Annotated in this window: 14 protein-coding genes; 12 read left to right on the top strand and 2 right to left on the bottom strand. The window is 72.8% G+C overall.

Annotation, left to right across the window (positions count from 1 at the left end; genetic code table 11):
* Positions 1-74: 74 nt before the first annotated feature.
* Positions 75-2,030: a M13 family metallopeptidase gene (locus tag MXD59_RS14275; RefSeq protein WP_308301706.1), complete on the bottom strand. Its 1,956-nt coding sequence runs from the start codon at positions 2,028-2,030 to the stop codon at positions 75-77.
* A gap of 103 nt (positions 2,031-2,133) precedes the next feature.
* Between MXD59_RS14275 and MXD59_RS14270 the strand changes: the two genes are divergently transcribed.
* Both MXD59_RS14270 and MXD59_RS14265 read left to right on the top strand, forming a co-directional pair.
* Entirely contained in the window at positions 2,134-2,541 is a 408-nt protein-coding gene (locus tag MXD59_RS14270; protein ID WP_163550544.1) for a DUF4345 domain-containing protein, read from the top strand.
* 203 nt (positions 2,542-2,744) lie between these two features.
* Positions 2,745-3,674 carry a hypothetical protein gene (locus MXD59_RS14265; protein ID WP_248825245.1) on the top strand — a complete coding sequence of 310 codons (930 nt, stop codon included), beginning with the start codon at positions 2,745-2,747 and terminating at the stop codon, positions 3,672-3,674.
* 99 nt (positions 3,675-3,773) lie between these two features.
* Here the strand turns inward: MXD59_RS14265 and MXD59_RS14260 are convergent, their stop codons facing one another.
* Positions 3,774-4,403: a methylated-DNA--[protein]-cysteine S-methyltransferase gene (locus MXD59_RS14260; RefSeq protein WP_248825244.1), complete on the bottom strand. Its 630-nt coding sequence runs from the start codon at positions 4,401-4,403 to the stop codon at positions 3,774-3,776.
* Positions 4,404-4,702: 299 nt separating this feature from the next.
* On the opposite strand from MXD59_RS14260, the gene MXD59_RS14255 reads away from it, so the two are divergent.
* The 10 genes from MXD59_RS14255 (at position 4,703) to MXD59_RS14210 (ending at position 15,266) form a co-directional block, all read left to right on the top strand.
* On the top strand, positions 4,703-5,164 hold the full coding sequence (locus MXD59_RS14255) for a PPOX class F420-dependent oxidoreductase (RefSeq protein ID WP_248825243.1): 462 nt from the start codon (positions 4,703-4,705) through the stop codon (positions 5,162-5,164).
* Between the two features lie 76 nt (positions 5,165-5,240).
* Positions 5,241-6,329 (top strand): acyl-CoA dehydrogenase family protein, encoded by a 1,089-nt coding sequence (locus tag MXD59_RS14250; RefSeq protein WP_248825242.1) that lies wholly within the window; start codon positions 5,241-5,243, stop codon positions 6,327-6,329.
* A gap of 3 nt (positions 6,330-6,332) precedes the next feature.
* Positions 6,333-7,172 carry an acyl-CoA dehydrogenase family protein gene (locus MXD59_RS14245; RefSeq protein ID WP_248825241.1) on the top strand — a complete coding sequence of 280 codons (840 nt, stop codon included), beginning with the start codon at positions 6,333-6,335 and terminating at the stop codon, positions 7,170-7,172.
* Positions 7,173-7,530: 358 nt separating this feature from the next.
* Positions 7,531-8,283 (top strand): hypothetical protein, encoded by a 753-nt coding sequence (locus MXD59_RS14240; RefSeq protein ID WP_248825240.1) that lies wholly within the window; start codon positions 7,531-7,533, stop codon positions 8,281-8,283.
* A gap of 251 nt (positions 8,284-8,534) precedes the next feature.
* The gene (locus MXD59_RS14235) at positions 8,535-9,362 is read left to right on the top strand and encodes an SCO family protein (RefSeq protein WP_248825239.1); all 828 of its coding nucleotides are present in this window, start codon (positions 8,535-8,537) and stop codon (positions 9,360-9,362) included.
* Entirely contained in the window at positions 9,362-10,720 is a 1,359-nt protein-coding gene (locus tag MXD59_RS14230; protein ID WP_248825238.1) for a Dyp-type peroxidase, read from the top strand. The genes MXD59_RS14235 and MXD59_RS14230 overlap by 1 nt, the downstream gene beginning before the upstream one ends.
* Positions 10,721-10,723: 3 nt before the next feature.
* A complete protein-coding gene (locus MXD59_RS14225) occupies positions 10,724-11,425 on the top strand; it encodes a copper chaperone PCu(A)C (protein ID WP_248825237.1) in 702 nt (233 codons plus the stop codon).
* Positions 11,426-11,539: 114 nt separating this feature from the next.
* Positions 11,540-12,385, top strand: a complete 846-nt coding sequence (locus tag MXD59_RS14220) for an SDR family oxidoreductase (RefSeq protein ID WP_248825236.1) — start codon at positions 11,540-11,542, stop codon at positions 12,383-12,385.
* Positions 12,386-12,491: 106 nt separating this feature from the next.
* The gene (locus tag MXD59_RS14215; RefSeq protein ID WP_283096908.1) at positions 12,492-13,280 is read left to right on the top strand and encodes a maleylpyruvate isomerase N-terminal domain-containing protein; all 789 of its coding nucleotides are present in this window, start codon (positions 12,492-12,494) and stop codon (positions 13,278-13,280) included.
* 714 nt (positions 13,281-13,994) lie between these two features.
* Positions 13,995-15,266: an MFS transporter gene (locus tag MXD59_RS14210; protein WP_248825234.1), complete on the top strand. Its 1,272-nt coding sequence runs from the start codon at positions 13,995-13,997 to the stop codon at positions 15,264-15,266.
* Positions 15,267-15,291 lie beyond the last annotated feature (25 nt).

Genomic DNA, 15,291 nt, shown 5'->3' with positions numbered 1-15,291 from the left:
CAGGCCCGCGGACGAGCCGCCGGACGGGACCGGCCCCACCTGCTGCCAGGCGGGGCCGGTCTGCTCCGCGCCAGCTACCAGATGCGGACGCGGTCGGCGGGATCGAGCCAGAGGCCGTCGCCGGGGACGGTGTCGAAGACCTCGTGGAACTCGTCGAGATTGCGGGCGATGTTGGCACGCAGGTCCGGGGGGCTGTGCGGGTCGGTGGTGAGGAACTGGCGCTCGAGTTCGGTGCGGCGCTTGGTCCGCCAGATGTACGCCCAGTTCAGGAACAGCCGGCGCCGGTCGTCGCGCGCCGCATCGCCACCCTGGGAGATCACGTAGGCCGTGTGCGCGATGGTGAGGCCGCCGAGGTCGCCGATGTTCTCGCCGACGGTGAGCGCGCCGTTGACCTTCTCGCCGGGCACCCCGCGGGTCTCGAAGCCGTTGTACTGCTCGATCAGGGTCTTCGACTTCACCTCGAAGGCGGCCTTGTCCGCCGGCGTCCACCAGTCGTTGAGGTTGCCGGCGCCGTCGTACTGCGCGCCCTGGTCGTCGAAACCGTGGCCGACCTCGTGGCCGATGACCGCGCCGATACCGCCGTAGTTCTCGGCCGGGTGGGCGTCCGGGCTGAAGAACGGGGACTGCAGAATGCCGGCGGGAAAGCAGATCTCGTTGGTGCCGGGATTGTAGTAGGCGTTGACGGTCTGCGGGAGCATGAACCACTCGTCCCGGTCCACCGGGCTGCCGATCTTGGCGAGCTCCCGGTCGGTCTCGAACGCGCTCGCGGCCTGGGAGTTGCCCCACAGGTCGTCCCGGCTGACCGTCAGCGCGGAGTAGTCGCGGAACCGGTCCGGGTAGCCGATCTTCGGGCGGAAGGTCTCGAGCTTCTCGTAGGCCCGCGTCTTCGTCTCGTCGGTCATCCAGTCCAGTTTGGAGATCGACTCACGGTAGGCGGCGAGCAGGGTGACGACCAGCTCGTCCATCTGCGACTTCGCCCGCGGCGGGAAATGGCGGGCGACGTACTCGCGCCCGACCGCCTCGCCGATGGCACCCTCGACGAAGCCCACCGCCCGCTTCCACCGGGCCCGCAGCTGCGGTGTGCCGGACAGGGTGCGGCCGTAGAAGTCGAAGCTGGTCTCGGCGAACTCGTTGGCCAGGTAGGGCGCGGCGGCGCGCAGCACATGGCTGGTCAGCCAGTCCTGCCAGGTCTCGATCGGGGTGTCGGTGAGCACCGTGGACAGGTGCTCGAAGAACGACGGCTGGCGGACGCACACCTGCGCGAGCGTGGCGTGCGGGCCGGTCAGCTGCCCGCCGAGACCGGTGACGTAGGCGTCCCAGTCGAACGCCGGGCACAGCGCCGCGATCTCGGCGGCGGTACGCAGGTTGTAGGTCTTCTGCACATCCCGGGTGTCGGCCCGCTCCCAGTGGCCCGCGGCCAGACGGGTGTCCAGGGCCAGGATGCGCGCGGCGGCCGCCGCCGGCTCCGGGTGCTCGCCGAGCTCGAGCATCCGGGTCAGGTAGGCGACGTACTTCTCCCGGATCTCGGCGAACTTCTCGTCCCGGTAGTACGACTCGTCCGGCAGCCCGAGGCCGCCCTGGCTCAGGTGGAACAGGTAACGATCGGAGTTACGGTCGTCGGTGTCGACATAGGAGCCGAACAGGCCACGGCCACCGATCCGCTCGAACCGGCCGAGCAGCGCGGCGAACCCGCCGAGTTCCCGCAGCGCCCGCACCTCGGCGAGCAGCGGGCGCACCGGGTCGAGCCCGAGCGCCTCGACCGCGTCGACATCGAGGAACGAGTTGTACAGATCCGCGATCTTGCGTGCGTCCTCGTCCTGGGTGGCGGGGTCACGCGCGGCAAGGTCGGTGATGATGTCACGGACGTGCTGTTCGGCAGCATCGGCGAGCTGCACGAACGGCCCCCAGCTCGACCGGTCGGACGGAATCTCCGTCTCGGCGAGCCAGCGGCCGTTCACATGGCCGAACAGGTCGTCCTGCGGTCGGACGGCGGGGTCCATGCCCTCGCGGGCGTCGTCGAGGATGCTCACACCATGAAGTCTCCGCTTCAGGCCGGCCTCTGGAAAGGATTCCTGTGCCATCCGCGCTTCGAGGCCCGACCGCGCACACCCCCTCGCAGATTCGGAGAAGCCGATGGATGACGACCACGAGCGCCGCCTGGCCGCCCTGTGCCAGCTCACCGGGGGCGCCTGCGTCCTGATCAGCGCCTACCATCTCGCTCTCGGCACGACCCGCACCGTTCCCGGTGCTGGCGACGTCACCGCTTCGGTGGACTCGCACGAACGCTTCATCCTGACGATCTTCGGCGGATACGGCCTCGCCTGGCTGCGCGCCGGCCGGTCCCGTCCCATCGCCGTCGGCGAGGTGCGCGCGCTGTCCGCGCTCATGGCCGCCGGTGGAACCAGCCGGCTGGTGTCCCTGGCCCACCGCGGCCGGCCGCACTGGTTTCATCTGATGCTTGCCAGCGTCGAGTTCGCCCTGCCCGCCGCCCTGGTCGCGCTGACCCGCGCCGACCCGCCGAGACAGGTTGTCACCGGCTGACGCCCTGACACCGGATCCACGCGGGCCAGCCGGTGCCCACCGGTCAGTACGCGTACGGATGGCGTTGCCGGTGGGCGTCGGCCGTCGGACAGCCGGGCTGTCGCGCACCTGCCTGTCCGCACACCCGCGTTCATGCTCTGCTGGACGCCGCGGCTGGCATGGCACGGATGCGCGGCACAGGTGGGGCGAGACAGGGGTGGGTCATGTCGGGGTGGGCGCAGTCGTCAGGACCTTCGTCGGAGCCGGCGCCCTCCGGTCCGGTGCGGTACCTGGTGGTCTGGCCGCTACGGCTGGTCGCGTTCGCCGTCGTCCTCCCGCTGCGGCTGCTCTACGAACTCGTGCGGCTGGTCGGCAGGTGTCTGCGGACCCTGCTGTGGGACTGGTTCTTCCACCCGGTGCTGACCGCGCTGTGGCGGTTCGTGATCGTCCCGATCGGTCGGGCGATCACCTGGGGATGGCGCCGGCTGCTCGTCCCCGCGCTGCGCGCGCTGTGGACAGCACTACGGACGGTGCTGTGGGACTGGCTGATCGCGGGTTCCGCGCGGTTGCTGTGGCTTTACGTCGTGATCCCGGCGGCCAAGGTGCTCATCGTGCTGTTCGATCTTCTGGTCGTTCGGCCGGCACACTGGTTGCGGCGGCCGCTGCACTGGTTCGGACGGATGGTGCTGCTTCCGGTGCTGCGCGCGGTCGCCACGGTCATCCGGGTGGTGGCCCACGTGGTCGCGGCGGTCGTCCGGGCCGTCGCGCGAACGGCCGCCTGGACGGTGCGCGGATTCGGCTTCCTGCTGCACCTGCTGCTCGTCCGGCCTGCGGTGTGGTTCTGGCGGACGGTGGCGACGCCCACCGGGCGGGCGTTCGTCCGCACGCTGCGGGTGGTGGTGGTGCGCCCGCTGTCCTGGTGCTGGCGGACTGTCCTGGTGCCGGCCGGGCAGGCTGTGGGGTTCGCGTGGCGGCTGCTCGTCGTCACCCCGCTCTCGTGGGGCTGGCGGACGGTGGTGCGCCCGATCGGCCGGGCCGTCGGCGCGACGATGTTCGTGCTGGTGGTCATGCCGACCCGCTGGGCCGACCGCACCGTGTGGCGCCCGATCCGCGACGCACTGCTGCCCCGAAACGGCCCCGCCCGCCGCGGATGACCAGAGCCAGCCGGCCCTCGGCTAGCGCACCACCCGGTAGCGCAGGTAGACAGCCCGGGAGCCGAAGGTACGGGTCTCGGCGATGAGGCCGGTCACGCGTCAGAACAAGGTGGGCGGCGCGGGAGCGAGAGCGCCCTCGATCACGAGCATGCGGTGTTTGGTCTCGATGCCGCCGGGAGCCGAGAAACCGTGCATGGCGCCGCCGCTGGCCAGCACCCGGTGGCACGGCACGACGATGGGCACCGGATTGCGCCCGAGCGCCCGCCCGACCGCCTGGGCGGCGCCGGACATCCCGAGCCGCGCCGCGACCTCGCCATAGGTGAGCGTCGACCCCGGCGGGATCGCCCGGGTCACCTGGTACACCCGCTGGTGGAACGCCGGCACCCCGCCCAGGTCAACACGCACATCTGCCAGGTCGTCCCGCGCGCCGGCCAACAACCCCGCCATCCGCGAGATCGCCGCTGCCACCTCGGCTGGACGCGCCCCCTGCCCGGGCTGGATCAGATCAGCGAAGCCCCCACTGGCCGACACCCGGTCGTTGGACGTCTCGCCAGAGTCGCCCCGGCGGTCACGCAGGTGACGGTGCACAAGGGCGAGGGTCGTCTCGTCCGACCCTGCGGGTAGGGAGACGGCGATCAGCCCCGCTTCGCCCCAGGCGAGGCCGCAACGGCCGATCGCCGTGTCGAACAGCGCGAACCCGCGGGCAGACCCGCCTCCGGTGCCGGCCACGCGGCCGACCGCATCCGGCCCAACCTCATCCAGCAGCCCGGCCTCATCCAGCCTGATGTGCGCGGGTCGTCGCGTCCCAGCGTGCATGGGCCCATCGTGCCTCACCCGTCCGACAAAAGGCCGTGCCGCGCACCTGAGCGGACAGGCGGCGGCCGGGTACGGTCCGACGACCAGGACAACGCGCCCGAGGCGGCACACCCGGCCCAGCACCTCAGAAGGACCGCGCGCCCAGGGCAGCGACCGGAAGCGCCCGCACGGAACACCGACAGGGAACACCGACAGGGAACGGGGTGGCTGGCGTGGCCCGCACCATCGCGACGAACACCGAGGTCGATCTGACGGCGGCGCTGGAGTTCGCGCGGACCCGGCACCGGATGCTGCTCATCACCTACCGCGGCGACGGGTCGGCGCAGGCCTCGCCGGTCACCGGCGGGGTGGATGCCGACGGGCGGATCGTGATCTCGACCTATCCCGAGCGGGCCAAGACCCGCAACGCGCGTCGCCGGGCCGAGGTGAGTGTCGTCGTCGTCTCCGACGAGTGGAACGGACCGTGGCTGCAGATCGACGGCCGCTGCGAGGTCATCGACCTCCCGGAGGCCGCCGAGGCACTCGTCGACTACTACCGCGCGATCGCCGGCGAGCACCCTGACTGGGACGAATACCGCCAGGCGATGATCGATCAGGGCAAGTCGCTGCTGCGGATCACGGCCACCCGCAGCGGCCCGATCGCCACCGGCGGCTTCCCCGCGCGGCTGGCATGATGTGGCGGTCCTCACCATAGCGCCCGAGAGGCGAGGGGCGTCCGGATAACGTTCGGTTCGACGGGAGGAGTCGCCTGTGAACGTGAGCGAGTTCCGGACGGGCCTACGCGCCTGGCTGGAAGACAACGACCTGACCCCCGGCCCCGATGGGTCGCTGGCAGGACAGGTCGAACAGCTCGGGCGGGTGCGCCGGGCCCTGTTCGACGCCGGATGGATGCGCTACGGCTGGCCGGAGCACGTCGGCGGCCTCGGTGGTCCGGCGGTGCTGCGGGCGGTGCTCGGGGAGGAGATCGCCTCCCGTGAGCTTGCCCCGCCGAACTTCTACGCGCTCATCGAGGTACTCGTCCCGACGATGATCGACTACGCTCGGCCGGAGCTCGCGGCCGAGATGGTGCCCCGACTGCTGGGCGGTGCCGAGCAGTGGTGCCAGGGCTTCTCCGAGCCGGGTTCGGGTAGTGACCTCGCGTCGCTGAGCACCAAGGCCGGGCAGCGCGGCGACACCTGGGTGGTCAACGGGCAGAAGGTGTGGACGAGCCTCGCGCAGTTCGCCCAGCGCTGCGTGCTGCTGACCCGCACCGGCCCCGGGCACGGCGGCATCACCGCGTTCTTCCTCGACATGGACACCCCGGGCATCACCGTGCGCCCGATCCTCGCGATGCACGGCGAGGAGGAGTTCTGCGAGGTCTTCTTCGACGACGTCGTGATCCCGGCCGACCGGATGCTCGGCAAGGTGGGGGACGGCTGGGCGGTGGCGGGCTCGGTGCTCCCGTTCGAGCGGTCCACGTCCTTCTGGCACCGGATCAACCACCTGTACGCCCGGTTCGACCATCTGCTCGCCGAGGCCGTCGACCCGGACGAGGCCGCTCTCGGCGCGACCTACCTGGGTCTGCACACGGCCCGCTGCCGCTCGCACGGCACCCAGCTGCGCTTCGGTGAAGGTCTCCCGCTCGGCCCGGAGACGTCCGTCGACAAGGTGCTGCTGGGCACGTCCGAGCAGCACCTGTACGACGCGGTGCGCGAGCTGCTGCCCGGTGCGGTCGAACTCGCCGACTCGCAGTGGCGCCCCGAGTACCTGTACTCCCGGGCGGCCACCATCTACGGCGGTAGCAGCGAGATCCAGCGCAACATCATCGCCCGCCGGCTGCTCGGCCTCGGGAAGGAATAACTCATGGACGCCGCTGAGCGGGACCTGCTCGGACAGAGCCTTCGCAAGATCATGACGTCCACCGTCGCCGGCCCGACGCTGGACGGCGAGCTGGCCGAGCTGGGCTGGCCCGAGCTGCTCGCCGAACTGCCCGAGGTGGCCGTTCCGCTGGTGTTCGGTCTGCTCGGGGAGACGGGCGCGGTCGCCTCCGTACTCAACGACGTGGTCCTCGCCGCGGGCGGCCAGGAGATCGGCGGCACCCCGTCGCTGCCCTACGCCGGCGGCCGCTGGCTGGTCTGGGCCCGTGACGTCGAACCGCCCGCCGGGGCCGCCGTCGAGAGCACCGGCCCGACCGGTGCGTTCGCGGTGCTCGACCCGGCACTGCCGCTGCGGCAGGTCGACGCCGGCGAGCCGCTGACCGACGCCGCCCTCGCCGCCGGGCGACGGGCGCTGGGCTGGTGGCTGGTCGGTTCGGGACGCGCGATGCTGACCCTCGCCCGGGAGCACGCGCTGGCCCGGGCCCAGTTCGGCAAGCCGATCGCCTCGTTCCAGGCCGTCCGGCACAAGCTGGCCGAGACCCTGGTTGCCCTGGACGGTGCCGAGGCCACCCTGCTGCTCGCCAGCGACGACTTCAGCTCGCTGCTGGCCAAGGCCGCCGCCGGCCAGGCCGCGCTCACCGCGGCCAAACACTGCCAGCAGGTCCTCGCCGGCATCGGCTACACCACCGAACACGACCTGCACCGCCACATCGAGCGTGTCCTCGTCCTGGATGGCCTGCTCGGCTCCACGAAGGAACTCACCAAGCAGATCGGCGCCACCCTGCGCCGTGACCGCGTCGCCCCCCGCTACGCCCACCTTCTCTGAGGGGACGCGCCCCGCGCCACGCCTGAAAGCAGGATCCGCTCACACGGGTCGTCATGGTCGGCACCTCGCACCCGACCGCGGCGACCCGTGTCGCGCGTGGGGCGCGCCGGGGTCGCCGCGAACGGTGCGAGGGTCCGGGCTATGCGGATGTCGCCTGGGCGGTGGGGGCGACGACCGGAGATGGCTGCTCAGGAGGCCAGGGGTGGCCCGCCGACCACCAACGGTCGATGTCACGTCATCCGGCGCCGCGGGGACGTTCTACACTACGTAGACGTAAGGTCCGGTAGCCGTGGGGTCCCGGCCGGTCGGTGCCGCTGGTCGGCGCCGCTGGTCAGGGTGAACGTCTGATGTGCGTGAGGTGCTGGTAGCGATGGGGCTGGGCGGGGCCGCCACGCCGCGGTTGCCGCGCAGCCTCACCTTCTCGCTGGCCTGCACCGGGCTCGCCGCGGTGGCGCACACGCTTACGCACGGCGGGGCGCCACCCGGGCCCGTGCTCGCCGGGGCTGCCGGCGGCGTGGCGCTGCTGACCGCGCCGTTCACCGCACGGGTGCGTCCACTTCCGCTGGTCATCGCCGCGATGGTCACGCTGCAGGCCGGGCTGCACACCCTGTTCGCCCTGACGGCGAACTCCACCGGACGGATGTACTCGGCGATCGAGGCCGGGCTGTGCATCGCCGACCGCGGCGCCCTGCCGGACACGGCCGTGCGACACATGGTGCGGGTGCAGGCCAGCCTGCTGCCCGCGCCACACCGGATGCCGCTGGCGCCCTGGCAGGGCGCGCCGGCGATGCTCGGCGCCCATCTCGGCGCCGCCGCCGCGACCGCGTTGCTGTTGCAGCGCTGTGACGAGGCTGCCAGCACCGCCGCCCGGCTGCTGGCCACCCTCACCGCCGTGGCCGCCCGCGCCACCGAGCTGCTGCGTCGGACCGTCCGGCTCGGTCGGTGGCTGCGCACGGCGGCCGCCCTGGCCAGCGGGCGACGACCGGCCCGTCCACCGCTGCCCGCCGCCGGCGGACGGCGCCCCGCCATCCGGCTGCTGCGCCACACGTGCGTCCGGCGCGGCCCGCCGCTCGCAGGTCCCGCCGCCGGCGCGTTCGCCGGCCGCGGTTGACCGGGCTCGGCTTGCGACCGACCCGCGTGATCACCGGGCGGCGACGCCCGGCCGGGCCACTGCGCTGACATCAGGGCGCACCGACGCGGCCCACGCCGACGTCAGGCCGCCGGCTCCCGCCGATGCGGGCCGCCGGCATGAGCCCGCGGCAGCCCACGAACCGTGTGCTTCGCCGTGCCCGCGGCACCGTCGACGCCCGAACACGCGGCTTCCCCCACAGACTTCCTCGACGTGCGAAGGACATCCCCAGCGTGGACGCCACCCCGCCAGCCGAACACCCGCCAGTCGAACACCAGACGGCCGAACCTCAGACGGCCGAACCTCAGACGGCCGAACACCGGGCCGCCGATTCCCCCGAGCGTCGTACGCGTGGCGGCGGGCAGCCGTCCGGACGCCGCGGCGGGGGTCGGCGCCGGGCCGTCCCCCGAGCCGGGGTCGGGGCGCTGGCCCTGGGACTCGCTCTGGCCCTCGCCCTGACGGGATGCGGCGGGGGCTCGGCGACCTCGGCGGACGCCAACGGGGTGATCGTCCACCTCGACGACGCCACCGACGCGTCCGGCCTGCGCGGGACATCGCTGGCCGCCCCGATGCCCAAGCCGGACGTGCGCCTGACCGACACCAGCGGCCAGCCGTACGACCTGCGCGCCGCCACGACCGGGAAACTCACCCTGGTCTACTTCGGCTACTCGCACTGCCCGGACGTCTGCCCGACCACGATGGCCGACATCGCCGCCGGCCTGAGCGAGACCAGCGCCGCCGTCCAGCAGAAGGTCTCGGTGGTGTTCATCACGACCGACCCCGAACGCGACACCCCGGCCGTGCTCCACAGCTGGCTGGCCCAGTTCAACCCGGCGTTCGTCGGTCTCACCGGCACCTGGGAGCAGATCGCCGGCTACGCCGACCAGTTCGGCATCCCGGTGGAGAAGCCGCGCCAGCAGGCCGACGGGAGCTGGGTGGTCGACCATGGCTCGCAGGTCACCGCGTTCGGCCCGGACGGCGTCGCCCGGGTCGTCTACCTGGCCGGCATCACCCCCGCCGACTACGCCCACGACCTGCCCACCCTGGTCAAGGGTGCCTGATGACGGCGGACTCCACCTCGGCCCCACCGTCCAACCCCGTTGAGGAGCCGGATGGGCGAGGGCCCTCAGCGCGCGAAGCGGGACGGGCCCCGGGACCCGGGCAGGGAGCCGGGCGGGGGCTGGGGCGGCGCGCGTTCCTGGGCCGGGTCGGGCTGGTCGGCGCGGGCGGGATCGCGGGCGGTGTCACCGGTGCGCTGGTCGAACACGCCACGGGGCCGGACGGGCCAGGCTCGCTGGAACGGCAGCGGGCCCGGGCGGTCGCCGCGGTCCGGCCCGCAGGCCCCCATCAGCCGGGAATCGCCGGCCCTCCCGCCGCGCACCTGGTGTTCACCGCCTACGACCTGACCGGCGATGCCGCCGTCACCCCGGCCCAGACCCGCACGGCACTGCGGGACCTGCTCACCGCGTGGACCCGCACCGCCGCCACGGTGATGGCCGGCGAGCAGCCCGCCGACGGCGGCCAGCGGACCCTCGGCCTCGCGCCGTCCGCCCTGACGGTCACCTTCGGGCTGGGCGCGTCGGCGCTGACGCGGGCGGGGCTCACCAACCGGATTCCCCCGCAGCTGGCCCCGATCCCGGCCTTCCCACATGATCAGCTCGACCCGGCCCGCCGGGACGGTGACCTGGCCGTGCAGATCTGCGCCGAGGATCCGATGGTGGCCGCGTCGGCCGCCCGCACCCTGGACGTGCTCGCCCGCCGGTACGCGTCCCCACGCTGGCGGCAGCACGGTTTCCGCCAGTCGGCGGCCGCCTCGGCCGAACCGACCGGCACCCCCCGCAACCTGATGGGCCAGTTCGACGGCACCAACAACCCGGCCGCCGACACCGCCGTGTTCGACCTGGCGGTCTGGGCCGACACGACCGCACCGGCCTGGATGACCGGCGGCAGCTACCTGGTCGCCCGACGCATCCGGATGCTGCTGGACCGGTGGGATCTGCTCACCGTCGACGCGCAGGAGAAGGTGATCGGCCGGCGCAAGTCCGACGGCGCACCGCTGAGCGGCGGCGGCGAGCACACCGACCCGGACTTCCTCGCCCGCACGGCGGACGACAGCCCCGTCATCCCCGCGAACTCCCATGTGCGGCTGTCCCACCCGCAGTTCAACAACGGCGTGCGGATGCTGCGCCGCGGCTACTCCTACCAGGACGGTCTGGACGCCGACGGTGACCCGGACGCCGGCCTGTTCTTCCTGGCCTACCAGGCGGACCCGCGCACCGCGTTCACCGCCGTCCAGCGCAAGCTCGACCGCCTCGACGCCCTCTCGGCCTTCGTGCGCCACACCGGCAGCGCCCTGTTCGCCGTCCCGCCGGCCGCCCCCGCCGGGGGCCACGTCGGCCAGCAGCTTCTGGAGAGCTGACCCATGACCAGCCATTCCCCCCACCGCCACCATCGGGCCGGACGGCTGCTCGCCGCGACCGCGCTCGCCGCGGCAACCCTGCTCGCCACCGCGGCCTGCGGATCAGCCGACCCGGACACCGCCAGCACCCCACCCACCACCGGCAGCTCGGCCACCACCGGCAGCTCGGCCACCGGCGGCAGCTCGGCCACCGGCGGCAGCTCGGCCACCGGCGGCAGCTCGGCCACCGGCGTCCCGACCGCCACGCCCGGTACCGCCAGCGCGGACGTCGCTGACCTGCACATCCGCGGCGCCTACATCCCGCAGCAGTCGTCCGAGACGGAGGCCGCCGTGTACTTCACCGTCACCAACACCGGCGGCACGCCGGACACCCTCACCTCGATCACCACACCGGCGGCGCCCCAGGTCAGCCTGCACACCACGGTGAGCCGCGGCGGATCGGCGTCCATGCGGATGGTCACCGAACTCGCCGTTCCCGCGCACGGCACGGCGACGCTCGCCGTCGGACACAACCACGCCATGCTGGAGCACCCGGTCCACCGCCTGACCAAGGGCGAGCAGGTGCGGCTCACCCTCGTCTTCACCCATGCCGGCACCGTCACCCTCACGGTGCCGGTCCTCGGCTACACCGGCCCCAGCGCACATGACATGTCCGGGATGGACATGCCCGGGATGGACATGTCCGGGGCCGCGGCCCACGGCTAGCGACGGCCGGCGACGGTCGGCTGTCGTCGTTGTCGCCGGCATCGGCGCTGGCGCTGGCGCTGGCGCTGGCGGCAACGGTGGCACGCGTCACGGACGTTTCCTAGGGTGAGCGCCGTGGACCTTCACAAAAGCAGGCACCTGGACGGCAAGGTGATCGTCATCACGGGCGCAGCGGCTGGTTTCGGCGCGCTGATAGCGACCCGAGTGGCGGCACGGGGCGCGATCCCGGTGGCCCTCGACGTCGACGCCGACGGCGCCGGCAAGGTCGCCGCCGCGATCGAGGCCGACGGCGGGCGGGCGCTCGGCATCGGTCTGGACGTGCGGGACAGGCCGGCCTTCGCGGCCGCCGCCGCCCAGGTCATCTCGACGTTCGGCCGGCTTGACGTGCTGGTCAACAACGCCGGGGTGATGCCGCTGGCGTTCCTCGCCGACCACGCGCGCGCCGCCGAGGCCTGGGACCGGGCCATCGACATCAACCTCAAGGGTGTCCTGCACGGCGTCTACGCGGTGTACGACCACATGTCCGAGCACGGCGGGCACATCGTCAACATCTCCTCGATCTACGGGAACTCCGGTGTGGCCGGGGCTGCCGTCTACGGTGCGACGAAGGCCGCCGTCGCGACGTTGTCGAACGCGCTGCGAGTCGAAAGCCAGGGGAAGATCAAGGTGACCCTGGTGCGTCCCAGTGGCGTGCTCGGCACGAACCTCAGCGGCACCATCATCGACGGCTCGGCCGCCGCGCCCCTGGCCGCCCACCGGATCGCGTCCTGGCAGGAGCACATCACCGAGCTACGCGAGGGCCGTCTCCCCACCGCCGCGCGCGACCCCGAGCAGACCCCGTACTGGACCCTCGCCCCGAATGACGTCGTCGACGCCGTCGTCCACGTCATCGACCAGCCGCTCGGCGTCGCCATCACCGACCTGACCGTGCGCGCGACCGGCGAAGACTATGTCTACTGAGTCACCGTCTACTGAGTCACCGTCACAGGCTCCCCGTCCCATAACGAGGACAGCGGCCGCCGCGGGCGCCGCGGACACGGCGACGCCCGCGGCGGCCGCGCAGGCGTTGGGCCGGGCGGTCGCGGAGGCGGTCGAGGTGTTCGAGACCCTGCGCGACGACGAGTGGGCGCTCCCCTGCGCATGCCCCGGCTGGACGCTGCACACCGTGCTCGCGCATCTGACCAGCGGCATCGCCGGCATCACCGGCCTGCTGCCACCCGAGCCGCCCCCGCCGGGACTCGAGTTCGAGGCCGCGACCGACGTCCAGGCCCGCGCTCTCACCGCCCGTCCACCCGCTGAGCTGCTCGCGCTGCTCCGCACCGCCGGACCCGCCGCGTCCGCCCTGTTCGGCGCCCTGCCACCCGCTCTGGCCAGCCGGCAGATCAGCATGGGTACCGCCGGCACCTACCCCTTCCCGAGCTTCGCCGACGCCCTGACCTTCGACGCCACCTGCCACCTGCGCTGGGACGTCCTCGCCCCGCGCGGCCCCATCCAGCGTGACCTGCCGGACGTCGACCCCGCCCGGTTGTCCGCCGCGGTCCGCTGGCTCGCCGGCGGCATCCCGCAGATGACCACCCGGTCCTTCCGGGACCTGCTCACCGACCCCCTCACCATCGCGATCACCGGCCCCGACCCCCTCTCGATCCACATCGCGCCTCATGCCCAGCGGGTCGAGATCACCCCCACCTCGAACGGGACCGGGCCGGCGGCGGGCACCAGCCGGGCGACTGTGCGCGCATCGGCGCAGGACTTCGTCCTGTGGGCGACCGGCCGCGAACCACGCCAGGGCCGCACCGAGGTCCTCGGCGATGTCGCCTACGCGGACCGGGTGCTCGAGGAACTGCGCGTCTACTGACTCACCCACGCCGCGCGGGAGCGCGGGTCGAGCTTCGCGGTCGTCCGGCGGGGACGTCCAGTGTGGACGCGAGGATGCCGAGGGGGTAAGGGCCGAGCTTCGCGGTCGCCAGCCCAGGGGTTGCGCCCCTGAACCTCGGCACGGTGGGATCAAGCCAGACTGCCGTCCCATATATGCGTATATGGGCGGTTCTCAGGGTGCGATGGTGCGGAGTCGAGCACCTTGGCACCCGCGCATCGCGGTCAGATCACGGCCAGATCGCGGAAATGATCATGTCATGCCGAGGGTTGTTCGAGGATTTCGGCCCCCCACACCTAACAACCCTCGGCATGTGGCCGAATAGCCCTCGGCATCCGGCCGCAGCCCGAGGAGTTGGCCGCCGAGGGCTGGGGCGCTGGGGCGCTGGGGCGCTGGGGCCGATTTCGCCATGATCACCGGCGCGCCGAGATCTTGGACGAGACGAGTGGACGGGGGCCGCGGGCGGGCGCGATGCAAGAGGCGTCTCATGACGGGGATGCCTCGGGAGCCGGCGTCCTAACGTGGGAGCACGTGACCGCCGTCGATCCGCAACCCGCCACGTCGCGACCCGCCACGCCACAACCCGCCGCGTCGCGACCCGCCGCGACAAAGACCGGTCACCCCCGGTCACCTGACGCGGAGCCGCCGGGCGACTCGCCTCTGTCCGGCGGTCCAGCTCCAGCCGGCGATGGGACGGTGCCGCCGGAGGCGTCGACGTCCGAGGGGGTGTTGCTGCCGGGTTCGCCGGCGTTGCGGCGGCTGCAGACGGCGGTGGTGGCGGCGGGGCTGGCCGCGTTCGCGATGCTCTACTCGACGCAGGCGTCGCTGCCGCAGATCGCGGACACCTTCGGGGTGGACGCGACGCTGTCCAGTCTGACCGTGTCGGTGACGACCGGGGCGCTGGCGATCTCGGTGCTGCCGATGTCGGCGTTGGCCGATCGGTTCGGTCCGACCCGGGTGATGATCGTCGGGCTGGTGACGGGCTGCCTGTGCGTGGGGTTGGGGGCGGCGGCGCCGAACCTGCCGCTGTTCCTGGTCTCCCGGGGGGCGGCGGGGCTTTCGTTGGCGTCCGTCGTCGCGGTGGCGATGGGGCACATCGGCGATCGGGTGCATCCGCGGGCGGCGGCGCCGGCGGTCGGGATGTACGTGTCGGCGACGTCGCTTGGGGGTCTGCTCGGCCGGCTCGTCCCCGCGGCGCTTGACAGCCAGGCCGGCTGGCGGGTCGCCGTCGCCGCTGTGGCCGGGGTCGGGGCCGTGTGCACGGCGATCTTCGCGGTGACCGTCCCCGGTGGGGTGCGGGCTCGCGGCCGCGGCACCCGCCGTAGGTCGGCGGACATCGGCAAGCCGGTCGGTGCCGGTGCCGCGGACCAGCCGGACCGGGGCGGTGGGGCGGGGGTCGTGATTCGGCGGCATCTGCGGGACCGGGGGATTCTGCGACTGTGCGGGGTCGGAATGGTGCTGATGGGCGGCTTCGTGGCCACCTACAACTATCTGACCTACCGACTCACCGAGGCGCCGTTTCGGCTGTCGAGCGCGACGATCGGGCTGGTGTTCTGCGCGTATCTCGCCGGCACGGTGACCTCGACGGCGGCCGGACGGCTCACCGTTCGGCTCGGCCGGCGGCCGGTGCTGCTGGGGGCGATCGCGATCGCCCTGGCAGGGCTCGCGCTCACGGTGCCGGACAACCTTGGCTGTGTGCTGGCCGGGTTGGTCATCTATACGGCGGGGTTCTTCGCGGCCCATTCCGTGGCCAGCGGATGGGTCGGTGCCCGGGCGGTGACCGGGCGGGCCGAGGCGTCCGCACTGTATCTGCTCGGCTACTACCTGGGGTCCAGTGTCGGTGGCACGCTGATCGGACTGGCCTGGACGGCCGCCGGCTGGCCGGCCACGGTCTGCTGCGTCGCCGCGACCCAGCTCGCCGCCGCTGTGCTCGCACCGCGCTCCGAGCCGTCTCTGGTCCCGTCCTGACCTCGGCCCCGGCCGGGCCAGAACG

It is taken from the genome of Frankia umida, assembly GCF_023242945.1.
GTDB lineage: Bacteria > Actinomycetota > Actinomycetes > Frankiales > Frankiaceae > Frankia > Frankia umida.
This window is presented reverse-complemented; position numbering and strand designations above follow the sequence as displayed.

What these genes read in the sequence shown, in the direction of transcription:
- MXD59_RS14270 (WP_163550544.1), top strand. Translation starts at nt 2,134, where the DNA reads ATGGATGACGACCACGAGCGCCGCCTGGCCGCCCTGTGCCAGCTCACC.
- MXD59_RS14265 (WP_248825245.1), top strand. Translation starts at nt 2,745, where the DNA reads ATGTCGGGGTGGGCGCAGTCGTCAGGACCTTCGTCGGAGCCGGCGCCC.
- MXD59_RS14245 (WP_248825241.1), top strand. Translation starts at nt 6,333, where the DNA reads ATGGACGCCGCTGAGCGGGACCTGCTCGGACAGAGCCTTCGCAAGATC.
- MXD59_RS14230 (WP_248825238.1), top strand. Translation starts at nt 9,362, where the DNA reads ATGACGGCGGACTCCACCTCGGCCCCACCGTCCAACCCCGTTGAGGAG.
- MXD59_RS14225 (WP_248825237.1), top strand. Translation starts at nt 10,724, where the DNA reads ATGACCAGCCATTCCCCCCACCGCCACCATCGGGCCGGACGGCTGCTC.